At 59.6% G+C, this 21756-nt stretch carries 26 protein-coding genes and 2 pseudogenes; 14 read left to right on the top strand and 14 right to left on the bottom strand.

Annotated elements, in window-relative coordinates; translation table 11 throughout:
• Window positions 1-54 precede the first annotated feature (54 nt).
• Window positions 55-1578: a cryptochrome/photolyase family protein gene (locus ACODR6_RS11300; RefSeq protein WP_203431365.1), complete on the top strand. Its 1524-nt coding sequence runs from the start codon at window positions 55-57 to the stop codon at window positions 1576-1578.
• A 48-nt stretch (window positions 1579-1626) separates the two neighbouring features.
• Here the strand turns inward: ACODR6_RS11300 and ACODR6_RS11305 are convergent, their stop codons facing one another.
• The 5 genes and pseudogenes from ACODR6_RS11305 to ACODR6_RS11325 all read right to left on the bottom strand — a co-directional run.
• On the bottom strand, window positions 1627-2943 hold the full coding sequence (locus tag ACODR6_RS11305; protein WP_203431366.1) for a sensor histidine kinase: 1317 nt from the start codon (window positions 2941-2943) through the stop codon (window positions 1627-1629).
• Window positions 2940-3617 (bottom strand): response regulator, encoded by a 678-nt coding sequence (locus tag ACODR6_RS11310; RefSeq protein ID WP_130279764.1) that lies wholly within the window; start codon window positions 3615-3617, stop codon window positions 2940-2942. Before ACODR6_RS11310 ends, ACODR6_RS11305 begins: the two co-directional genes overlap by 4 nt.
• A complete protein-coding gene (locus ACODR6_RS11315) occupies window positions 3614-4180 on the bottom strand; it encodes a cytochrome b/b6 domain-containing protein (protein ID WP_203431367.1) in 567 nt (188 codons plus the stop codon). The genes ACODR6_RS11310 and ACODR6_RS11315 overlap by 4 nt, the downstream gene beginning before the upstream one ends.
• A gap of 3 nt (window positions 4181-4183) precedes the next feature.
• Window positions 4184-4450, bottom strand: coding sequence for a PepSY domain-containing protein (locus ACODR6_RS11320; protein ID WP_112717164.1), 267 nt, complete (start codon window positions 4448-4450; stop codon window positions 4184-4186).
• 501 nt (window positions 4451-4951) lie between these two features.
• Window positions 4952-5263 (bottom strand): annotated as a pseudogene (locus tag ACODR6_RS11325) (SDR family NAD(P)-dependent oxidoreductase); the annotation flags it as partial.
• Between the two features lie 148 nt (window positions 5264-5411).
• Here ACODR6_RS11325 and arsK point away from each other — a divergent pair.
• Window positions 5412-6616, top strand: a pseudogene (arsK, locus tag ACODR6_RS11330) (arsenite efflux MFS transporter ArsK).
• Window positions 6617-6620: 4 nt separating this feature from the next.
• Here arsK and arsH read toward each other — a convergent pair.
• Genes arsH through ACODR6_RS11360 form a run of 6 tightly spaced genes read right to left on the bottom strand, consistent with a single transcriptional unit; the run spans window position 6621 to window position 10135 of the window.
• Entirely contained in the window at window positions 6621-7331 is a 711-nt protein-coding gene (arsH, locus tag ACODR6_RS11335; RefSeq protein WP_162708705.1) for an arsenical resistance protein ArsH, read from the bottom strand.
• A complete protein-coding gene (gene arsC / locus ACODR6_RS11340; protein WP_203431368.1) occupies window positions 7324-7749 on the bottom strand; it encodes an arsenate reductase (glutaredoxin) in 426 nt (141 codons plus the stop codon). Before arsC ends, arsH begins: the two co-directional genes overlap by 8 nt.
• Before the next feature lie 2 nt (window positions 7750-7751).
• Window positions 7752-8810 (bottom strand): ACR3 family arsenite efflux transporter, encoded by a 1059-nt coding sequence (gene arsB / locus ACODR6_RS11345; RefSeq protein ID WP_203431369.1) that lies wholly within the window; start codon window positions 8808-8810, stop codon window positions 7752-7754.
• Window position 8811: 1 nt separating this feature from the next.
• Window positions 8812-9339: an arsenate reductase ArsC gene (locus ACODR6_RS11350; RefSeq protein WP_203431370.1), complete on the bottom strand. Its 528-nt coding sequence runs from the start codon at window positions 9337-9339 to the stop codon at window positions 8812-8814.
• Window positions 9336-9788 carry a GNAT family N-acetyltransferase gene (locus ACODR6_RS11355; RefSeq protein WP_246777701.1) on the bottom strand — a complete coding sequence of 151 codons (453 nt, stop codon included), beginning with the start codon at window positions 9786-9788 and terminating at the stop codon, window positions 9336-9338. Before ACODR6_RS11355 ends, ACODR6_RS11350 begins: the two co-directional genes overlap by 4 nt.
• The gene (locus ACODR6_RS11360) at window positions 9782-10135 is read right to left on the bottom strand and encodes an ArsR/SmtB family transcription factor (RefSeq protein ID WP_148194956.1); all 354 of its coding nucleotides are present in this window, start codon (window positions 10133-10135) and stop codon (window positions 9782-9784) included. Before ACODR6_RS11360 ends, ACODR6_RS11355 begins: the two co-directional genes overlap by 7 nt.
• Before the next feature lie 438 nt (window positions 10136-10573).
• Here ACODR6_RS11360 and ACODR6_RS11365 point away from each other — a divergent pair, with 438 nt between their 5' ends.
• Both ACODR6_RS11365 and ACODR6_RS11370 read left to right on the top strand, forming a co-directional pair.
• Window positions 10574-10777: a cold-shock protein gene (locus ACODR6_RS11365; RefSeq protein ID WP_112717180.1), complete on the top strand. Its 204-nt coding sequence runs from the start codon at window positions 10574-10576 to the stop codon at window positions 10775-10777.
• A gap of 20 nt (window positions 10778-10797) precedes the next feature.
• Window positions 10798-11265, top strand: a complete 468-nt coding sequence (locus tag ACODR6_RS11370) for a GNAT family N-acetyltransferase (protein WP_203431371.1) — start codon at window positions 10798-10800, stop codon at window positions 11263-11265.
• A 471-nt stretch (window positions 11266-11736) separates the two neighbouring features.
• On the opposite strand, the gene ACODR6_RS11375 is transcribed toward ACODR6_RS11370, so the two are convergent.
• On the bottom strand, window positions 11737-12081 hold the full coding sequence (locus tag ACODR6_RS11375) for a hypothetical protein (RefSeq protein WP_203431372.1): 345 nt from the start codon (window positions 12079-12081) through the stop codon (window positions 11737-11739).
• A 264-nt stretch (window positions 12082-12345) separates the two neighbouring features.
• On the opposite strand from ACODR6_RS11375, the gene ACODR6_RS11380 reads away from it, so the two are divergent.
• The 6 genes from ACODR6_RS11380 to ACODR6_RS11405 all read left to right on the top strand — a co-directional run bounded on the left by ACODR6_RS11380 (window position 12346) and on the right by ACODR6_RS11405 (window position 18877).
• Complete coding sequence (locus tag ACODR6_RS11380; protein WP_112717188.1) at window positions 12346-13875, top strand: PAS domain-containing sensor histidine kinase; 1530 nt, start codon at window positions 12346-12348, stop codon at window positions 13873-13875.
• Window positions 13876-14014: 139 nt separating this feature from the next.
• Window positions 14015-14323, top strand: coding sequence for a hypothetical protein (locus tag ACODR6_RS11385; RefSeq protein ID WP_148194953.1), 309 nt, complete (start codon window positions 14015-14017; stop codon window positions 14321-14323).
• 15 nt (window positions 14324-14338) lie between these two features.
• Window positions 14339-15166, top strand: coding sequence for a class I SAM-dependent methyltransferase (locus tag ACODR6_RS11390; protein WP_112717192.1), 828 nt, complete (start codon window positions 14339-14341; stop codon window positions 15164-15166).
• Window positions 15167-15445: 279 nt separating this feature from the next.
• Complete coding sequence (locus tag ACODR6_RS11395) at window positions 15446-15880, top strand: MarR family winged helix-turn-helix transcriptional regulator (RefSeq protein ID WP_112717566.1); 435 nt, start codon at window positions 15446-15448, stop codon at window positions 15878-15880.
• 314 nt (window positions 15881-16194) lie between these two features.
• Window positions 16195-18477, top strand: a complete 2283-nt coding sequence (locus ACODR6_RS11400) for an FdhF/YdeP family oxidoreductase (protein ID WP_449099163.1) — start codon at window positions 16195-16197, stop codon at window positions 18475-18477.
• Between the two features lie 34 nt (window positions 18478-18511).
• The gene (locus tag ACODR6_RS11405; protein ID WP_246777702.1) at window positions 18512-18877 is read left to right on the top strand and encodes a DUF202 domain-containing protein; all 366 of its coding nucleotides are present in this window, start codon (window positions 18512-18514) and stop codon (window positions 18875-18877) included.
• A gap of 144 nt (window positions 18878-19021) precedes the next feature.
• Here ACODR6_RS11405 and ACODR6_RS11410 read toward each other — a convergent pair whose 3' ends face one another.
• Together ACODR6_RS11410 and ACODR6_RS11415 are read right to left on the bottom strand one after the other, a co-directional pair.
• Entirely contained in the window at window positions 19022-19321 is a 300-nt protein-coding gene (locus ACODR6_RS11410; RefSeq protein WP_203431373.1) for a hypothetical protein, read from the bottom strand.
• Window positions 19322-19345: 24 nt separating this feature from the next.
• Window positions 19346-19780, bottom strand: coding sequence for a response regulator (locus ACODR6_RS11415; RefSeq protein ID WP_449099205.1), 435 nt, complete (start codon window positions 19778-19780; stop codon window positions 19346-19348).
• Between the two features lie 63 nt (window positions 19781-19843).
• Between ACODR6_RS11415 and ACODR6_RS11420 the strand changes: the two genes are divergently transcribed.
• From ACODR6_RS11420 to ACODR6_RS11435, 4 genes are all read left to right on the top strand, one after another.
• Window positions 19844-19972 (top strand): hypothetical protein, encoded by a 129-nt coding sequence (locus tag ACODR6_RS11420; protein WP_281438228.1) that lies wholly within the window; start codon window positions 19844-19846, stop codon window positions 19970-19972.
• 417 nt (window positions 19973-20389) lie between these two features.
• Window positions 20390-21142: a MauE/DoxX family redox-associated membrane protein gene (locus ACODR6_RS11425; RefSeq protein WP_207225169.1), complete on the top strand. Its 753-nt coding sequence runs from the start codon at window positions 20390-20392 to the stop codon at window positions 21140-21142.
• Entirely contained in the window at window positions 21139-21378 is a 240-nt protein-coding gene (locus ACODR6_RS11430) for a hypothetical protein (RefSeq protein WP_130279783.1), read from the top strand. The genes ACODR6_RS11425 and ACODR6_RS11430 overlap by 4 nt, the downstream gene beginning before the upstream one ends.
• 249 nt (window positions 21379-21627) lie before the next feature.
• Window positions 21628-21753: a hypothetical protein gene (locus tag ACODR6_RS11435; RefSeq protein ID WP_281438229.1), complete on the top strand. Its 126-nt coding sequence runs from the start codon at window positions 21628-21630 to the stop codon at window positions 21751-21753.
• Window positions 21754-21756 lie beyond the last annotated feature (3 nt).

Raw genomic sequence — 21756 nt, forward strand, 5'->3', positions numbered from 1 at the left:
TAACCGCGTCGAGCGGCGGACAACTGATATGCAGAGACAGATAGGGGAGTTTTTGTGTCGAGGCTGATTGTCATCCTTGGAGACCAGTTGTCGCGGAGTATCTCGTCGCTGGATGGCGCCGACAAAGACCATGACAGCGTACTCATGTGTGAAGTTATGGCCGAGGCAACCTATGTCGGTCATCACAAAAAGAAGATCGCCTTCATCTTTTCGGCCATGCGCCATTTTGCTGATGAGTTGAGAGGAGCCGGTTACAAAGTTCGCTACACCACGATCGACGAGCCGACCAACACCGGCTCTTTCACCGGCGAGGTCCAGCGTGCGAGTGCCGAACTCCGCCCTTCCGCCATATGCATCACGGAACCTGGCGAATGGCGCGTCCTCAAGGAAATTAGGAGCTGGTCGGATACCCTGGGCCTTGAGGTCGAACTTCGGCGCGATCACCGCTTTATCTGCTCGCACCGGGAGTTCCGGCAGTGGGCGCAGGGCCGCAAGTCGCTGACGATGGAGTTTTTCTATCGGGAAATGCGACGAAAAACCGGGCTACTGATGCAAGGCGACAAGCCACTTGGCGGACGATGGAACTTCGATTCCGAAAACCGCAAGCCGGCAGAGCCGGGTCTCCTCAGACCAAGACACCTGGAGTTTGAGCCGGATGCCATCACTACCGAGGTGCTGAACTCGGTCGGACAATTGTTTCCTGGCCACTTCGGCAAGCTTGAGGGCTTTGGCTTTGCAGTTACCCGCTCCGACGCCTTGAAGGTGCTCGACGGATTTATCGAGGATTTTCTGCCAGAGTTTGGCGAAACCCAGGATGCGATGCTGCAGGGTGAGCCCTGGCTTAACCACTCGCTTCTGTCATTTTACATCAACGTCGGGCTCCTCGAACCGCTCGAGGTCTGCCTTTCGGCTGAACGGGCCTATCATGAGGGTCGTGCACCGCTCAACGCGGTCGAGGGTTTCGTCCGCCAGATCATTGGCTGGCGTGAATATATGAGGGGCATCTACTGGTTCGCCGGGCCTGACTATGCCGAGAGCAATTATTTCGGCAACACCCGCGCGCTGCCCTCGTTTTACTGGTCCGGCGACACGGATATGAATTGCCTCTCAACGGTGATCACGGAAACGATCGACCACGCCTATGCCCATCACATTCAAAGACTGATGATCACCGGGAACTTTGCCCTGCTGGCTGGCATCGATCCCAAGCAAGTTCACCAGTGGTATCTCGAGGTCTACGCAGATGCCTATGAATGGGTCGAGCTTCCGAACGTCATTGGAATGAGCCAGTTTGCCGATGGTGGCTTCCTCGGCACCAAACCCTATGCGGCCAGCGGCAATTACATCAACCGGATGTCGGACTATTGCGGCTGTTGCCGCTTCGATCCAAAGCAGCGCGTGGGAAGCAAGGCTTGTCCGTTCAACGCTCTGTACTGGGACTTCCTCGATCGCAACCGCGACAAGCTGAGCTCCAACCACCGCTTGGTACAGCCTTACGCAACATGGTCGAGAATGAGTGATGAGAGCCGTGACGAGACCAGGCGACAAGCCGCCAGCTTCCTCGCAGGCCTTGAGTGAAGCAACCCACGCGACATGCTGCATCTGTATCCCGGGTCAACCTGGTCCTCATGGTCGGAAGGTTAAGGTGAAGGTCGACCCACTTGCCGATGTCGAGCGCCTTAGCTTGCCGCGATGGATCTCGGCAATTCGGCCGATAATTTTCAACCCTATCCCAAGGCTGTCGGTCTCTGCTTCCCTGACAGTTTGGTCGACAGCTGCCATCCGCCGATCTTCAACCTCTATAAGATGGGACCCGACGCGGACGACGATATGGGTTCGCTCCGGCGTATGACGAACGGCGTTTTCAATCAGATTACGGACCGCATCGCGCAAGAGAGACGGAACTCCCCTGACCAGCGCGCTGTCGACGTCTTTTATAAGCTCTACGGAGTGCAGGTTCTCGTATACCCAGGGTGCTACCTGCTCGACGGCAGATGTTGACACCTCGATCAGGTCAACAGTTTCAAAAGCGCCGTGATCGAAGCTTTCAAGGCGGGCGAGCGACGTTAGCTGGGACACGAAGCGCACGAGATCATCGAGGTCGGCCTCGACCAGCCTCGCGCGCGGATGATCGATATGCCCAAGTTCCAGCTTCATTGCTGCTAGCGGCGTGCGGATTTCATGCGCGATCCCCGAGGTCAGCGTCTTTTGCGACGTCATGAGCTCCGCCACCCTTTCGAACGCCCTGTTAACGGCAATGGCAAGATGAGCAACCTCGCGCGGCATCTCGTCGAACTTCAAATGAGAGCGCGCATCCATCGGATCGATCTGGTCTGCTGCCTCGGCGGCGGCGCGGACCGGTCCGAGAGCCTGTCGTACGGAAAGCAATGTGGCCCCAAGCACGAGAATGAGCAAAATACTCATTGGCACGACAAGGTGCTCGATGATCTCGTTCCACAAGACGTCGGAAACAACCTCTTGTGGATCACCAAGCGTGGCGACATCGATCAGAAACCGCTGGCCTGCGATAAAAAATGCCCGCCCCCCGACCAATGTGAGAGGCTTGCCAGACTTCAGCGACCGTAACCAGAAATCCGGCCTGTCGATATCGACGGGAAGAAATCGATCTTCGCAGGCCGGATCGCAGGACTCGAATAGGAGTGTGCCGTTGGCGCTGCGGATCCTTGCCAAATAGCCAGCCCCGTCCTGTCGATATCGATCCCGGATCGTCTGCGGAAGCTGGTAGCGAACGGTGTCGCGATCGACGAAAATCCCCTCAGACAGTCGTTGGGTTTCCTGTTCGACGTAGAGGCGAGACAGTTCACCAGTGTTCCAGTAGTAGTCGGAGATGACGACGGCAAGCTGAACAAGCATTGCGAGAACCGCAAAGAACGCGATTCTCTTGGCCACTATGGTGCCGAGCGTCGGGCGGTTTCGGCTCAATCAGGCACCTCGCGCATCATGTATCCGACCCCCCTGACCGTTTCGATCAAGGTCCCCGTCTTATGTCCCTCCACCTTCTTGCGTAGCCGCGAGACGGCGAGCTCGACGGCATTGCTGCTTTTTTCGTCTCCAAATTCCGAAAAGGCATGCTCGATCTTCGATTTCGCGACGACTTTACCGCCATTTCGCATCAAGAGCTCAAGCAAGCCCTTTTCCGAGGGGGCCAGAGTGATTTCCGCCCCCGAACACATGACCCGACGCGAGGCGACGTCTATCCGCAGAGCGCCGTATTCCAGAACTGGCATGGACGTCACAGGCGCCCGTCGCATGAGGGCCCGAATTCGGGCGACGAGTTCGCCGTTGTGGAACGGCTTGGCGAGATAGTCGTCAGCGCCCGCGTCAAGCCCGGCGATACGCTCATCGATGGCACCGCGGGCTGTCAGGACAAGCACCGGAGTTTGCAGCTTTTCCTCACGCAGGGATTTCAGGACATCCAGGCCGTCTTCATCCGGAAGGCCGAGGTCGAGTAGCAACAGATCATACGTGTGATCGGCCAGAGCTGCGCGACCAAGTTCGGCGGTTGCAAAGGCGTCGATCTTCCAACCGGCATCCCTGACGGCTTCGCTGACGAGATCGCGAAGCCGGGCGCTATCCTCGATCAGCAGGATCCTCATAGTTTCTTGCGACCCGTTACCATCGACCAGACCAAATTCTCCCGGTGTCTCCAACTTTCGATGATGGCGGCGCCGGCATGAATGAAAACAAGCACCATAATGCTGTTGGCAATGGTCCCATGCAATTGCTCCAGCCATTTTTCTCCCCAGAAGGCATCAAGCGTCGTCATCCAGCCGGTCAGGGCCGTGGCTGCGAGCAAACCGATCAGCACAAGCATCATGGTGGAAGCGAGCGGGTTGTGACCGATATATCGGTCCTCGCTGCGCGTCATGATCCCGCGGACCTGTTTCCTGACCTTGGCCGGGGTTGGCAGGAAGTCACGGAAGCGAGCGTGCTTTGTGCCGACAAAGCCCCATATGATCCGGATGAAAATTGCGGCGGCAACGACATATCCGGTCACGCGATGCCAATATTTGCCCTCTTCAAGGACAAAGAGGTTGAGGGTACAGGCGGCGACGATCGTCCAGTGGAAAATGCGAACAATCGGGTCCCAGACCTTGATCATCCGCGGTGCGGTATTGGAGGGCGATCCGCCCTCCGCTCTCTTCTCAGTTGTGGTCATGGGCTAATCACCCTTCTGAACGATCTCGCCGGACACCGGGTTGAAGTAGACTTCGGCGCGCTTGCCGTCCTTGTCCTTGCCGTAGATCTCGTAGCAGCTGCCGGTGATCTCAAACGTCTTGACCTTGTAACCAAGCGCATCGATCTTGGCCTTCATGGCGTCCTCGGACATCCATTTGGACTTCGGTTCCGTTGTGCAGCTCGGGCTGGCGAAGGCGACGGCCGGAGTTGCAGCAGACATTGCAAGTGCAGCGATGAGTTTCAGCTTCATGATTTTAATCCCGATTAAAGCCCTCGTGGGGCGACGAGGGGATTAATGGCCTGGCAAACCTGTCTGTCTCCTGTCCGACAAAGTCATTACTCCCAGAAGCGCTATCGACCATGTAGGCCGTTGGGAACGCTCCAACCTGTGCTCTCTCGGGATTGCAACCTGAGCCGATCTCGTCACGCCCACCCCAAAGCGCGCGACGGACGCGATCGCCGAAACGGAGACGGTGTGAGATCAGTCAGTGATCAATCCTTGCGGGGATCTGACGTTGACCAGCCGGCCGTTGCTCTCCGCGCCAAAATGGCCAGTTGACGAGATAACCTGCCAGACCGTCAACGATGCCAGAGGACGCCTGCAGCGGCAGTTGAACGAGATGGCGGAGCCATTGCCTTAGAGAAACATCGGCAACTCCTAGGCTGTCGGAGGCGCGCTTGATATTGGCTGCTAGGCGTTGTGGCTCAGCGCAGTGATACGCTGGCTCGCACAAGCCATCTGGATGAGCGCTTAGCGTCCGTCGCAATGGAATCCGCACGCCCGGTCGGTCGACTTGTAGCTCGTTGCGAGACCGCCGACGAGGTCAATCTCTCGCAGCGGCTGCGTCGAGAAATAGCCTGCGAATAGGACTCCGGCGTTGTTGACCAGAATGTCGAGCCCGCCAAATTCCTCGACTGCTTGCTCGACGGCAGCCGTCGCAGATTCGGCAAGCGCGGGGTCTGCTTGAATGGCAACAGCCTTGCGGCCCATCGCGTGGATCTCCGCGATAACGGCACTGGCGTATTCGGAGGACTTCTCGAAAGTTACGGCAACGTCGGCGCCATCTTCGGCAAGCTATAACGCCACGGCGGCACCGATGCCGCGAGCGGCCGCCGTCACGAGTGCTCGCTTACCGGCGAGCGCAGAGTTATCTGTCTTGAGCATCGCTGTGTACCTCGGTTCTATGACTGCTGCATCCCGGCCGGCAAGGATGACGTCGTTGCGTAGCTCGAAAATTCCGGCCGGGCTCGTCTCGGCTCTGGGCGTGACGCAGTTCATCGGTTACGGCACCCATTACAGCTTCAGCATCCTGGCGTCCGGCATGGCGGCCAATCTCGGCTTGTCGCTGGCGGAAGTTTTTTGCGTCTTCTCCGTGTCACTGTTCATCGGTGGCCTGTCGGCCACCTATATCGGCAAGCAGACAAGATCGGCGCCGCGACGATCATGACGAACGGCTCGGCCCTTGCCGCAGTCACGCTCGCCCTATGCGCCTGGTCGCCCTCGGTCGCGATCTTCGCCGTCGCTATCATCCTACTCGAGGTTTCGTCCGGCATGGTCCAGTATCAAGCGGCATTCGCAGCACTGGTCGAAAGCGATCCCCGCACAGCCTTACGCAGCATCACCTATCTGACGCTAATCGGCGGCTTTGCCTCGACGATCTTCCGGCCGATATCGGCCACGCTCACCGCCTATCTGTCCTGGCGGGAGATCTACCTCGTCTTTGCAGCGTTGAACCTGTTTCTCTGTATGCTGCTGCACTTCTGGATCCGAAGCCTCGGAAAGAAGGCAGGCGAAACATCCATCCGGCAGCGCGAGACGGTCATCGGCGCAATCCCGCCGCATGCACGCCGCCGCGCCATGGTCATGGTCTCATTTGCGTTCGCGCTCCTCGGCTTCACGCTTGCCGCGATCCTTGCCCATATGGTGCCGATGCTGGGATCGATCGGGCTGGGTGCGACCGCCGTCGTGATTGGTTCGCTGTTCGGGCAGGCGCAGGTGCTGAGCCGCCTGATCAACATGGTGTTTGGGAAGAACCTGTCGCCGCCAGGGCTTGCCGTCCTCTCGGCCGTGCTGATTGTCTTCGGCGTCCTGGTCCTGCTGATGACAGGCAACTGGCTGCCAGGTGCGGTCGCCTTCGCCATTTGCCTCGGGCTCGGTTCCGGCATCAACAGCATCGCGCAGGGGAGCCTGCCGCTCTATCTCTTCGGATCGGACGGATATGGTGCGATCACAGGTAAGATGGCGGCCGCCCGTCTGGCGGTCGGCGCCGGCGCGCCCTTCGTGTTCGCGGCGGCCATGGAGAATCTCGGGCTGAGCGGCGCCCTCGTCGCACACGCATGTCTCGGGGCGATCAGCATCGCGGCATTCGTCGCGGTGGCAGCGTCCTGCCAGCAGCCTGCCACCGCGACGGCTTGATGCGTCAGATCGACTTGAGCGAAACCCGCTTCTCCAGCTCGGCTGCTTCTTCCTTCCGCTCGCTATATCGGTCGGTGAGGTAGGACGAGGCATCGCGGGTCATGAGCGTGAACTTCACCAGTTCCTCGCAGACATCGACGACGCGGTCATAGTAGGAAGATGGTTTCATCCGGCCATCGGTGTCGAATTCCTGAAACGCCTTCGCAACGCTGCTCTGATTGGGAATGGTGATCATCCGCATCCAGCGGCCGAGGATGCGCAACTGGTTCACAGCGTTGAAGGACTGGCTACCGCCGGAGACCTCCATCACCGCCAGCGTCTTGCCCTGCGTCGGACGGACGGAGCCGAGCGACAGCGGGATCCAGTCGATCTGCGCCTTCATGATGCCGGTCATCGCGCCGTGGCGCTCCGGGCTGATCCACACCTGGCCTTCCGACCATAGGGAAAGGTCGCGCAGTTCCTGAACCTTGGGATGGCTGACGGGTGCCTCGTCCGGGAGCGGCAATCCCGCCGGATCGAATATCCGAACCTCGCATCCGAGGCGTTCAAGCAGCCGACGGACTTCGAATGCAAGGAGGCGGCTATAGGACACTTCCCGTAGCGATCCATACAGGATCAGGATTCTCGGCTTGTGAGTCGAGAATGCCGGCTGCAGAGATTCCGGTGCGATGGGCTGAAGATGGTCGTCCTGCAAAGCGGGAAATGTCTCAGACAATGGGCTTTCCTTCCCGGTCGAGGACCTGTTCGCCGTCTTCCTTCGTGAACGGTCCTTTGAAGGCGTCGGCAGGCAGGATGTCGAGCACGATCTCCGACGGGCGAGCCAGCCGGGTGCCCAGCGGCGTGACGACGAGTGGCCGGTTGATCAGGATCGGGGTGGCAATCATCGCGTCCAGCAACTGCTCATCCGTTCGGCCCGGATGGTTGAGGCCGAGTTCCGCATAGGGCGTGTCCTTCTCACGGATCGCTTCGCGGACCGTCAGGCCGGCATCTGCGATCATCTTCGAGAGCTGCTCGCGCGAGGGCGGGTTCTGCAGGTACTCGATGACGGTGGGTTCGATCCCGGCGGCACGGATCAGCGCCAGCGTGTTGCGAGACGTGCCGCAGGCCGGATTGTGATAGATGGTGGCGTCCATGGTCAGGGCCTTTCGATGGTGGTGTTGCGGGAAACGGCGGGCGATGCCTCGTACCAACCCTTCGAGCGGTTCACGATCCAGACGACCGATAGCATTACGGGCACCTCGATCAGGACACCGACGACGGTGGCGAGTGCCGCGCCCGACTGAAACCCGAAGAGGCTAATGGCGGCGGCAACCGCAAGTTCGAAGAAGTTGCTGGCACCGATGAGCGCTGACGGCCCCGCGACGCAGTGACGCTCGCCTGCCATGCGGTTCAAGAGGTAGGCCAGTCCGGAGTTAAGATAGACCTGGATCAGGATCGGCACGGCCAACAACGCTATGATGGCCGGCTGAGCGATGATCTGCTCGCCCTGGAAGGCGAAAAGAAGCACGAGCGTGGCGAGCAGCGCCACGAGCGATAGCGGATGCAGATTCGCAAGCAAGCGATCGAGCGCGCCTGTTGCGCCGTCGGCTGTCAAGTAGTTCCGCAGCACCTGGGCGATGATGACGGGAACCACGATGTAGAGCGCGACCGACAGGGCAAGCGTCGCCCACGGCACGGTGATGGCTGAGAGACCGAGCAGCACGCCGACGATCGGCGCGAAGGCGACGACCATGATCGCGTCGTTCAAGGCCACTTGCGAGAGGGTGAACAGCGGCTCACCCCGCGTCAGGTTCGACCAGACGAAGACCATGGCCGTGCAAGGTGCTGCGGCAAGGATGATCAGGCCTGCGATATAAGAGTCGATCCGGTCGGCCGGCAGATAGGGTCGGAATAGCCAGCCGACGAAAAGCCATCCCAGCAAAGCCATGGAGAATGGCTTGATCGCCCAGTTGATGATCAGCGTGACGCCGATCCCGCGCCAGTAGGAGCCGACCCGCGCCAACGACCGGAAATCGACCTTCAGCAGCATAGGGATGATCATCAGCCAAATAAGGACCGCGACCGGGATGTTGAGCTTGGCAATCTCGGCGCCCCCGATGACCTGGAAGACGCCGGGCATCAGGTGACCAAGAGCAACGCCGACGGCGATGCAGAGGAAGACCCAAACAGTCAGGTATCGTCCAAATGTCGACATCTTACTCGGCCTTCGGGGATTTGACCGATGCGCCTTCCAATGAACCGATCTGGCGAACGTGCTGCTCGAGGGGCAGGCGGTCGATCGAGGCGACGGCTAGGTTGAGGAAGGCGGTGATCCGATTCTTCAGAAACCGGGCAGCTTGGGCGAAGGCACGCCGGATCTCAACTTCAGTTCCGACGACGGCCGCGGGATCGTCGACGCCCCAATGGGCGGTCATCGGATGGCCAATCCATACCGGGTACGCTTCGCCGGCTGCGCTGTCGCAGATGGTGAAGATGAAATCAATCTCCGGGCTACCTGTCTCGGCGAACACGTCCCAACTCTTCGACGAGATACCCGTCGATGAGTAGCCGAGCGTTTCCAACTCCTTCAGCGCGTGTGGATTGACCTCGCCCTTCGGCTGGCTGCCGGCGGAATAGGCTTTAGACCTGCCGCCACCCTCCTTGTTAAGGATGGACTCGGCGAGAATAGAGCGAGCGGAATTGCCCGTGCAGAGGAACAGCACGTTATCGGTCTTGTCAGTCATGGTCGTGGTCCGTGGTCATCGGAGGCCTGTTGAGCTTCATGATGGTCGCCGACGATGGGCAAATGGATGATAGTTGGCGGGTCGCCATCACCGCAGCCGGCTTCGGCCCGAGGAACTTCGGAAAACCCGATGGCGGAGAAGAACGGGGCGGCGCTAGTGGTCGCGAGGAAGACATTGCCATCGACGTCGCGCAGCGTTGCCTCGACGATGGCTCGGCCGACCCCATGACCCCGATGTGCCGGCAGAACGACAACAGACCGCAGCAGACAATCGCCGGCGCAGCGTTCGAGGCCGGCATATCCGATCGTTTGGCCGTCGCCTGAGGCTGCTTCAAAGAATGCGCGGCCATCGTCTTCAATGTCATCGGTTGGGAGATCCGCCGCACGGAGCGCTTCGCGAAGACGAGCGTCGCTACCGGCCACTTCGTGCAATGCGATCACGCTCAGCATGGGGTCGCCCCCGGCGCGCAGCACGGCGTCAGTTCTGCGATCAAAGGAGCGCAAAGCTCCGTCGATCCGCCGCAACAATCCTTCAGCAGGAATAGTGTCAGGTCGCGCAAGCCGTTCAGGTCGGCCCGGTAGATGATTGATCGGCTCTGGCGCTCGCTCCTCACCAACCCTGCACGGGAAAGCGTCGCAAGATGCGCCGACATTGTGTTCTGCGGGACATCGAGGAGCCGTGCGAGCTCACCTGCCGGAATTCCCTCCGGTTCGTGCCGCACGAGCAGACGGAACGTCTCCAGGCGGGTGTTCTGGGCCAAGGCCGCAAGGGCCGCTATTGCGCTTCTGCTTTCCATATATCCAGAATAATGGATATATGGAAGAAGTCAACCGCCGCTTAGCCGGGGCGGATTATGTGCAGCTGGAACTCGGAGATGCCCTGCAAACCAGGCCATCGAGCCTGAGGTGACCATAAGTCACCACGGCTGATATTCGGCGATCTCTTCCGGATCGACGAGTTCGCCGGTGACCTCGGTGACGACGACAAGGCCGAAAGCGGTTGTCGCCATAGGCCGAGCGAGGGGTGAGAGATCGTCGCTCGGCACGGGCAGCCGTTCTTCCTGCGCTCCGACGCTTCGCTTTGTCCTCCTCGTCGGTGCCCTTGCTTGCCTGGGCGCGCTTTTGCCTTTCTTCCGGTTCATCGCTTGGCCGCCTCCTTGTTGCGACTGTACCCCTGTTGCGGCCCACTTGTTGAGAGGCTATGAAATGCCTGCGCGACATCAGGGGGATCGCTAGTGGCTTACGGCACGGTCAAGTTTTTCAACCAGGAAAAGGGCTTTGGCTTCATCACACCGGACGAAGGCGGTCAGGACGTGTTCGTTCACGTGAGCGCAGTGCAGGGTTCGACGCTTCTGCGGGATGGCCAGAGGGTTTCCTACGAGGTGGGCCAGGATCGCCGGACCGGCAAGTCACGGGCCGAGGGCGTCCGCGGCGCCTGACTTAGCGCTGGAGCGTGTCGATGAAAGTCAGGGAAGCGACCAGCAGCGACGTGGACGCGATGAGCGAACTTCTCGAAAATCTGGTCGAGGCCGGCAAGCGAACGATGCCGGCAGAGATCGACTACGTTCGGGAGCACTATGTCGACAATCCGCTGAGCATATGCTGCACTCTTGCCGAAGACGACGACGGTATCATCCTCGGGTTCCAGTCCCTGATCCGCGCCGTCGATGGCAATCCGTACGGCACGCCGGCCGGCTGGGGTATCATTGGTACGCACGTTTCACCGGATGCCGCACGAGGCGGCGTCGGAACCAGACTATTTGCGGCGAGTGAGCAGGCTGCGATCAGTACGGGACTGACGAAAATCGAAGCTTTCATAGGCAACGCGAACGCTGTCGCCCAGGCTTACTACGAGCGCATGGGCTTCAAGACGTACCGGCAAACGGAAACAGCCATCTGCAAGGTCTGGACGCGCCAGGAGAGTTGACGGAAAAGCGATCGTCTCACGAAGATGCCGGCGACGTTCGCAAGACGGGTCCCTTGACGCCGAGATTGGGCAAGACAGTTCACCGCCATGGACCGTATCCCTTCCCCTCCCGCCGACGGGCATCCCGACCGTTTCCTGCGGTGTCAGGAAGCCAGGACGACGTCGTGGCCGCGGTTGCTTTGGCGGGCGTTGACGCGGGTTGGACACCGGAAGAAGTTTGGGCCGCACTCGTGGAGCTGGCGGACAACCTCATGCTTTCGGAGCTCGCAAATCGTGATCTGGAACGCGATCTGGCGGGCCTCAGAAGCGGGAGAGCGTAAGGGCATGTGCGGCAGGTTCACGTTCGACCATGAATGGCGGGTCTTCGCGAAGACGAACGGAAACGTCTCGTGGGCGAGCTGATGTCGGATGATGATGATCTGGCGGACTTGCCCGCCAGGTCGGCTGTGCGACCAAACACGTATTGGGCGGCTAAGAGCGCCTCCGGAACGGAGTGCACGAGGCGTTCTGGCTATCTGGAAACAGCACGACCCCCGACACCGGTCTCCTGCGAAACTTCGTATTGAAGACGGCAGCCGACATCGACCGGTACTGTCCACTCCGGAGAAACACTTCCACGGTCTTCGTTTCCGGATTGGCGCGCAGCTCGCGGCAGCGATCCCAGTCACACAGGAAGCTTGCTGCCGGCATGTCCGTCACATCGACGTCGAGAAGAATATCCTGCGCACTTGCGGTCGCGAAGATAATCAGGTCGTCCGCGCCAACCAGTAGTGCGGGAGCCCTGAGGCGTTCCAGCTTATCAAGAAGGTCCGTCATCACTTTTCGTCGCAGGTGTTAACTAAGTCATTATTGGATTGGACGGGCATCTTTGCCCTTTTTGGATACGTGTAGCTACAAGCTGGTGTTTGCTCCCTGTTTGTCCAGCGTCCTGCCAACCAATGGCAAATGAAGTCTCTTTCCAATGATTAAAATGCATCAATTCGACCAAGGTCCGTGGCGCATTTTGATAGACGCACTAGATAGCGTGGGGTAACCACGGGTTTGCAGTTCACGATTTTTTACCGGGAAGATTGCAGTCGAATGACACAGGGACCAAACCCCAGCATTGAGCAGCGCTACCGCCTGCTGATCGAAGCAATCACCGATTATGCAATCTACATGCTGGACCCGGCAGGCAACATCACGAGTTGGAACCCGGGAGCGGAGCGGCTGAAAGGATATTCCGAGGCCGAGATCATCGGTCGCCACTTCTCGACCTTCTATACCGAGGAAGACCGCGCAAAGGGTTTCCCGGAAGAGGCGCTCAGGATCGCTGAAGCCGACGGTCGCTTCGAGCGTGAGGGATGGCGGCTGCGCAAGGATGGATCCAAGTTTTGGGCGAACGTCATCGTCGATCCGATCCGAAACGCTGACGGGAACCTGATCGGCTTCGCCAAGATCACGCGCGATATCAGCGAAAAGCGCGCGGCTCAGGAGGCCATGGTTCAGGCTCACAAATTGGAGGCGGTCGGGCAGCTGACAGGCGGCTTGGCCCACGACTTCAACAATCTCCTGACGGCGATCCTGGGCAGCCTCGAGATTGCCAGGAAGCGAGCCGTCAGGCCGGACGTCCTAGACCTCATCGAAAATGCCATTCAGGGCGCCCAGCGCGGCGCAACGTTGACGCAACGGCTTCTGGCGTTCGCACGGCGGCAAGAGCTGAAGATCGACTCGCTACGCGTTCCCGACCTTGTCGGCGGGATGGCAGACCTGATGCGTCGAACGATCGGCCCGGAGGTTGTCATCAACACCGCGTTTCCAGCTGATCTTCCCCCCGTGCTTACCGACGCCAATCAGTTGGAGAGTGCGCTCCTCAACCTCGTCGTGAATGCGCGCGATGCAATGCCGGATGGTGGCGAAATCGCCATCACGGCGGAGCGGCGGTATGTGACAACAGGCAGTGCTAACTCGCTCGCGACAGGCGACTACGTCTGCCTTTCGATTGCCGATCAGGGAGAGGGGATGGATGCAGAGACACTCGCAAATGCCAGCCAACCATTCTTCACGACGAAAGGCGTCGGCAAGGGCACAGGATTGGGTCTCGCGATGGTCCAGGGGCTCATGGCACAGTGCGGCGGACAACTGGTGCTGAAGTCTAAACCGGGTGTCGGCACGACAGCCGAGCTTTGGCTTCCGGTGTCAGGGGAGCCGTCGACATTGGCCGCTTCTACCCCCGAGACCGTGTTTGATCCCGCGCCAACCGCCATGACGGTCCTGGTGGTCGATGATGACGCGCTGGTGCTCATGAACACAGTCCTCTTACTTGAGGATCTCGGCATGGAAACCATGCAGGCGTCCTCCGGGGCGGAGGCCATGACGATATTGGATAGTGGTGAGCTCCCTGCTGTCGTGATCACGGACCATGCCATGCCCCACATGACCGGCGCAGAGCTCTGCAGGCGCGTAAGGCAGCAGTATCCGAGCCTTCCATTGATTCTAGCGACAGGCTACGCCGAGCTTCCCGAGGGGGCCGAGCTTCTGAGCGATGTCGTCCGATTGTCGAAGCCGTTCAGTCAGACCCAGTTGTCGCGGGCACTTTCGGAAGCCTGTAATGCCGGACGGTGCTTCTGACTGATAGACGATTGCGGCTCGGGGACCTGATCGGCCGCGCTTTGTACGGATGCGGACCAAGCTGCGATCCCGGACCAAAGTCCGGATGATCAAACGCGACGGTTGTGTTAGCTGTTGATCTGCCCTGGGGAGGACCCGAATGACGCTGGCGACCGATATCCGTGATGCGTGCCTTGTTCTGCCACAGCTTGATCGTCAGAGCCGCCTGGGCCTGATCGAGCGAATACTCGGACAGCTTGAAGCCTACCGCACGACGGCGCTTGAGGGCGTGCGGCCGGACAAACGCTTCTGGATCGACACCCTCATTGCGTCCGTCAAGACGTCTCTGGACGAGATTGCAGCAATGGACACAGCAGAGCTCCTCGGCATCTTAATCGAGTTCGAGAAACTGATTGCGGTTCTCGACGGAATCAGCGCTTCTCGTGTCGCAGTGCCCACGTTCCACTGATCGCGGAGGTTTGGTATGATCGAGACGCAGCAGACCTCCGGCTGGTTGAATCCGACGTTCAACGATCGCCTCGTTTCCAGCTACGAAACGTTACTCTCTCCGATCCTCTTCGATCCCTATGCCGTGCACATGGTCGAGTATGCCGCCCGATCCCGTCCAGCAAACATCCTCGAAGTCGCAGCCGGCACCGGCGTCCTGACACGCGCGCTTCGCTCTCGCATGCCAACCGCTGAAATCGTGGCGACTGATATCAGCCCGGCCATGGCAGCTGAGGGGCGCAGGGCGACCGAGGGGCTGGAGGTCCACTGGTTGGAGGCCGACGCTGGTAAGCTGCCCTTCGGGCCGCAAATGTTCGATCTGGTCGTCTCGCAGTTCGGCGTCATGTTTTATCAGAACAAGGTGGCAGCGTTTCGCGAAGCTGCGCGGGTTCTGCGCAAGAACGGCAGGTTCCTGTTTTGCACCTGGGACTGGCTTCACGACAACGACTTCGCCAGGGCCGTGGACGAGGCACTGGCGAGGCTGTTTCCTGCAGACCCACCGTCGTTCCTGCGCCGGCTGCCGTATTCATACTACGATCAGGATGTCATCCGAGCGCAGATGTCGGCGGCAGGATTCTCGGCCGTCTCCTGCGATCGCGTCGAGCTGACATCGACAGCACCGGACGCCGGCACGATCGCGGCGGCATTCTGCGAGGGCACGCCGCTTCGCAGCGAGATCGAGGAGCGATCCCCGGGCCTTCTGTTCGAAACGGTCGCTGCGGTAGAAAAGGTCATCAGGGCGGATCTCGCCGCCCGACCAGAGGGTGCCATGACTGCTTTGCTTGTGCTCGGTACGGCCGCTTAGTGCTGCAGCGCTTTTGGTCACAAGCAAACGGCAGTAGACCCGTCACGAGCACTGATTTCCGTTGGCATCGCAGGACGAGCCACCCCACGCACAAAATGCAGGGGCGTCACGAATTTGGCACAGTCGTCACGCGTATTTGGTGAGATTATGGTTCGCGAGCATCGACTCGATGCCGCTGCTTTGCAGCGTCTCCCGCACAGACTCCACCGGCCCGCGAACCGTTATCTCAGCGTGGCCATGCCGATTATATCATACCATGACACATATAAGGTCTTTTCGATGTCCCGTTCAAAATCAGCGGCCCTGAGCGATCAAGTCTATGAAGGTCTGGCCGGCTTCCGGCTCGCAATGCGGCGCTTCCTGGCGTTCAGCGAGGCCGCGCTTGCGGAAGCGGGCGTCACGTCTCCACAATATCAGGCCCTCCTCGTGGTGCGGTCCACCCCTCATCGTCAGATCAGGCTTCGAGATCTCGCCGAGCAGTTGCTGATGCATCACCATGGCGCCGTCCAGCTCGTCGACCGCATGTGTTCCGCTGGCTTGGCGGAGCGTATCCCGGCGGAGGACGATAAGCGCAGCGTCATGATTAGCCTGACCTCGAAAGGGCGGGAGGTCCTTGAAGCACTTGCCCGCATCCACGTCGATGGCATGCTCGAAAACGAGCCGCTGCTGGCGGAATCCCTCTCCCGCCTGCGACAGGTCACCGAGCTCGCCTGACGCCGTCAAAGTTTTTTATCACGTCGTGATTGATCTCCAACTTCGTTCTTGTATCATGACATGATATAAAACCAGGATAACAGCTATCGCGGACGCAGAACGCTGGTCGGCACCCTATCGCCCCTCAAAAACCCTCTGGGCGTGGTCGCTCGTCGGCGCATCAGCCTTGACGTCATTATGGGCGGGCCTTCCGCCTTTGCACGGGCGCTCAAACAATCGAAGCATACATCGATAGCGTCCCGCATTAAAAGTTCGCCACCTGGAAACCGATGCATCGCCCGCGCGTTTGCATTTCCTACGGCGTGGAGGTTTTCATGAACGAGCATCTGACTGACCCTGCATCCGAAGGACCGGCCGGCGGCTGGGGATCGGTGAAATCGATCGCGCGCATTTACGGCGAGACCCTTTCCAATCCGGCGGTCCTCGAAACCCTGAAGCAGCAGAACAAGCCTGGCGGCTTCATGTGCGTTTCCTGCGCCTGGCCGAAGCCGGCAAACTACCATCCCTTTGGGTTCTGCGAGAACGGGGCGAAGGCGACGTTGTGGGAATCGACCTCGGCACGGTGCAAGCCCGACTTTTGGAACGACCACACGGTCCTGGAACTTCGCGACTGGAAAGATCACGACCTCGAAATGGCCGGACGCCTTACGCATCCGATGCGCTACGACGCCGACACGGATCGCTATGTCGAAGTCAGTTGGGAAGAGGCGTTTTCCGGCATCGGCGCCGTGCTGAAGCGCCTAGAACCAAAGGAGGTCGTCTTCTATTCCTCCGGCCATGCCGGTCTCGAAGCCTCCTATCTCTATGCTCTGCTCGCACGTCTCTACGGCAACAACAACCTCCCGCAAAGCTCCAACATGTGTCACGAGACGACGTCGGTCGGCCTGACCAAGGTGATCGGCTCGCCGGTGGGTACCGTGGTCTGGGACGATCTGGAAAAGACCGACTGCCTGTTCTTCTTCGGGCAGAATCCTGGAAGCAACAGCCCACGCTTCCTGCACCCTCTCCAGGAGGCGAAGCAGCGTGGGGCGAAGATCGTCACCTTCAATCCGGTGATCGAGCAGGGCCTTGTCAGTTTCGTCAATCCGCAGAGCCCGCGCCAAATGCTGACAGGCGAAGAGACGGTAATTTCCGATCTATATCTGCAGGTGCAAAGCGGCGGCGATGTCGCGGCAATCCTTGGCCTCTGCAAGGTGGTGGTCGAGGCCGACGACGACGCCAAGACGCTCGGTCTTAAACGCATCCTCGACGTCGAGTTCATCGAGCAGCATACGACGGGCTTCGACCGGTTCGTCGACTGTGTCCGGACGGCATCCTGGTCCGACATCGAGCGCGAGAGCGGTCTAACCGAGCCCGACATCCGCCGGGCCGGTCAAATATATGTCGAGGCCGAGAGGGTCATCGGCGTATACGGCATGGGCCTCACACAGCATTCGAAGGGCGCGCTCAACATCGCGATGCTGGCCAACCTGCTGATGCTGCGGGGCAACATCGGGCGCGAAGGCGCAGGCGTCTGTCCCGTGCGCGGCCACTCTAACGTCCAAGGCCAGCGTACGGTCGGCATCGCAGAAAAGACCAAGCTGGTTCCGATGGACAAGCTGAAGGAACTTTTCGATTTCGATCCGCCGACGGAGGATGGCACCCATATGGTCGACGCGGTGAAGGGCTTGATGAGCGGTCACGTCAAGGGCTTCGTATCGCTCGGCGGCAATCTGCTTCGGGCCGTCCCCGACCAGAGGGACATGGAAGTCGCATGGGCGAAGCAGGAACTGACCGTGATGGTCTCGACCAAGCTCAATCGAAGCCATCTCTTTCCGGCAAAGGCGGCCTATATCCTGCCATGTCTCTCGCGCTCGGAGGTAGACGATCAGGCGACCGGAAACCAATATATTTCCATCGAGGACAGCTTCTCCCACATCCACGGCTCGATCGGCAAGCGCAGCCCGGCCTCGGAGCACCTGAAGAGTGAACTCGCCATCATTGCCGGGATCGCCAAGGCGACCCTTCCCGTAAATCCCAAAGTGACATGGGACGACTGGACCGGCGACTACTCCCTCGTGCGGGACCTCATCGAGAAGACCTACCCGGAAGATTTCGCGAAGTACAACGAGCGGCTCAACGAACCCGGCGGCTTCTATCGTGGCAACGCGGCGCACGACCGCATCTGGAAGACCCCGGAAAAGAAGGCGGTCTTCACAACGCCCGATCAACTGAACTCGCTGTCCTTCCCCGACAGACCTGGCCGTTACCGACTGTTGACGATGCGATCGAACGACCAGTTCAACACGACGATCTATGGATATTCCGACCGATTCCGCGGGATCGAGGGCACGCGCGATGTCGTCCTCATGTGCGCCGAAGACATCGCCGAAGCCGGCCTCGCGCCCGGACAGACAGTGCGGCTCGTCAGCGACTTCGAGGACGGCAGGCGGCGAGAGCTCGGCGGTCTAGTCGTAACACAGCACGCCCTGCCGAAGGGGACGATCTGTTCCTACTATCCGGAGTGCAACGTTCTTAATGCGATCGATCATCACGACGAGCTTTCGAAGACGCCGGCCTCTAAATCGATACCCGTCAGGATAGAGGCCGAGCCATGATGGGCGCCCGGCGGGGGACAGGAGGCTTGGCAGCATGAGCCAGCGCAGCGATGAGGCCGGACCAGACCGGCGCACAGTGCTTGCCGCCGACCGCACGATCTATGCCGCCGAACGCACCTATGCTGCCTGGATGCGAACGGGCTTAACGGCGCTTGCCAGCGGGATAGGAGCGAAAGCACTCTTGGCGGACGTCGTTCCGGAAATCCTCATTGTCACGACGGGGACGATTCTGGTCGTCTTCAGCGCTTTCTGTTTCGTCGTCGCCGTTATCAGGGAGTTCAATCCTGGGCCGCCGCCGCCGGAGCCGGATATCAAGAAGATACCGAGCGTCCTGCTGCTCGCCGTGAGCCGGTTTTCTGGCGATCGTGTCTTTCGTTACTCTCCTCGGCGTATGGTTTGATCGCTCAGGCACGCTTGGCCAGTGAGCTGGACGAGGCATGGATCACGAACCCAACTATGGCACGGTCGGCATTGGCGCGATCCTCGGGATAGGTGTCCTCGTATGGATCGTGGCAATGACTTTTTGAACGAGCCGGGCTCCTGTCTATCGATCGAATTCCGAGCGCTGCAACACGTTCAAGACCTCCTTCGCCATGAGATGTGCCGCCGTCAGGACTGCCGGCGACAGCGGCATTCCATCGCGCGCATCGCGCGAAATCCTCAGGAAACCAATCAACTCGATTGGATTCTCTATGAAGCCGTCGAGAATCTCCTCTACCTCCTGCGGGAAAGAACGCCCTATCCCGACGGCAAGCTGTCCTTTTTCATCGAGCACTCCCCGATCGATGAGTATGGTTTCGATCCGACCGACCCAAAGGCCGAGTTCGGCGCGCATGTCTTTCATCGCTATACCCCTGCCCTTGCCAGCTCAGTCTAATAGTCGTAATCCCCCCGGGGGAATGCCACGGCCGCCTTTTCGGATGTCCTGCAGATAGGTCAGGACCTTGCCTATCATCGGCGGATGAACTGGCTTGGATATCACGCCCACGACGCCCAGAAGTCCGGTTTGAATGGCCTCGGGATTGCCAGTCACCATCACGACTGCCAACCCGAACTCGCTTGCCAGATAATGTCCAACCCTGGGACCCGTTGCACCGTCTCGAAGTTTGACATCGACAAGCGCGATATCGCTGAACGGAGCGAGCGCTTGAGCGGTCTCGAAACTATCGGCGACGCCGGACGTCTCGTAGCCGAAGCTTGTCACTATGTCGCGAAGATCGGCGGCCAGGATGGCGTCGTCCTCCACAATCAATATTTTCTCGGCCGTCATCGCCCCCTCCTCCCAGTTTTGTTCAGCCTGTATTCAGGATTGACAATATGGTCGAAGCGTTAAAGAATGTCATCACATGATATAAAGGATGATACGATGACGAAGACGGCTTTCATTTCAACGGTATTCGCAGCCTATGTCGCCGTCATGTTCGCTGTCGCGTCGATCCCCGCAGAAGCGCCCCAAGTCGTGTCGCAAATGCAGACCCAGCAGGCGGTCAACTGAGGTTGACGGGATGGACGTGAAGCTTTTTCTCGCCGGAGCAGCCATCATGTGCGCGAGCATCTATGGCGGATCTGTTTATGTCCTGTTCTATCTTTGAAGCACCTTCATCATGACGTGATATAAATTTTGCGGATCGCGGAACCGCAAGGGCGCCTCTCCATTATCTTTTGATAAAGGGAGTACGCAGATGCAGCCTACCCTCATCAGGCCGAACCATTCTTACGTCGCGCGTGGCGGCCGCAATCGCAGATATGTCGCGAGGATCGACTGCGGCGTCGTCGACTACAGCGTGAGCGTCTTCGGCGTTTCCTTTACCCGGTCGGAAACGTTGGACGCGTTCGCGCGGTGGGCCTACGAAGACGCGGACCTTCTGATCCACCGTACGTCAACCCGCGGTGCGGGAGCATCGTGATGCTCATGGCGACGCCGGTCAAGAAGGCCGTCATCTACCGCATGGTCATGAAGGACCACATCTGTCCGTTCGGTCTCAAGTCGCTCGACCTGCTGCAACGCGAAGGATATCGGGTCGAGGACCACTGGCTCAGGACCCGTGAAGAAACGGATCGCTTCAAGGCTGACCAGGACGTTGGCACCACACCGCAGATTTTCATCGACGGCAGACCCGTCGGTGGGTACGACGACCTTCGCAATTTCTTTGGCGATCCTCTAAAGGATCCGGACGCCACTTCCTACGTGCCGGTCGTGGCAGTATTTGCGATGACCGCATCGATGGCGATTGCAGCTGGCTGTGCTGCCGGGACTCTGGCATCGCTTCGCACGGTCGAGTGGTTTGCCGCCTTCAGCATGTGCGAGCTGGCGATCCTAAAGCTGCGCGACCTGGAGAGTTTCACGAACATGTTCCTCGGCTACGATCTCCTGGCTCGGCGCTGGGTTCGCTACGCCTATATCTATCCATTCGCCGAAGCCTTCGCGGGCGTGCTGATGATCGCAGGCGGGATGTTGGCCCTGATCGCCTCGCCGGTCGCACTGGCCATCGGTACGATCGGCGCCTGTTCAGTATTCAAGGCGGTCTACGTCGAGAAGCGCGAGTTGAAGTGCGCGTGCCTTGGTGGCGACAGCAACGTTCCCTTGGGATTCATATCCCTGACCGAAAACCTCATGATGGTCGCGATGGCCGTCTGGATGATAATAAAGGCAGTTTTGACATGAGCGAGCCCCAGGACGAAACCACAGACGGTCAAAATGAGCCGGAAGCGATCCACAACATCGCGTCGCTCCGCCGGCAGTACGGCGTCAGCAGGCACGAGGCCCGCCGGCTTATCGAGCGCTTCGGCAATTCGAGGGATGAACTGGATCTGCTCCTCGCAGGCCGCGGTCGGACGGCCCTCCATCGACGGCGTGAGGTCGCTACACCCGAGAGTGACGCCGCGTTTGGTATTGGGTAGTGCGCGTTTCAATGCGAAACCCTGTCTTAGGGCATCGAAGTTCCATCGTGAGACTCGGCAGAGCGCTTCAGGGTTTGGCGCGCCAAGACCGCCTGCAGAACCCCAGTTCGCCCGGACCGCGGTTTCGTTCAAAACCGGATGGACCAGCCCAAGCATTTCCGCAATGACTGCAGCAGGGACACCGCTCACCTATCAGAAAAATCGATCAATTCAATACGAATGCCACGTATATTCCGATGGAGAACCGGAATGAGCGGCATCGGTCTGCCGTTCGCCAATGCCTTTAAGCTGTACGTTGTGCCATCCTCGGCGACGAACGTGCTCTCGATCGGCAAAAGCGCGTTCGGTCTCCGGCCAATCCGCGCTTCCGGATAGAAA

Source organism: Rhizobium sp. FG96, from assembly GCF_057808655.1.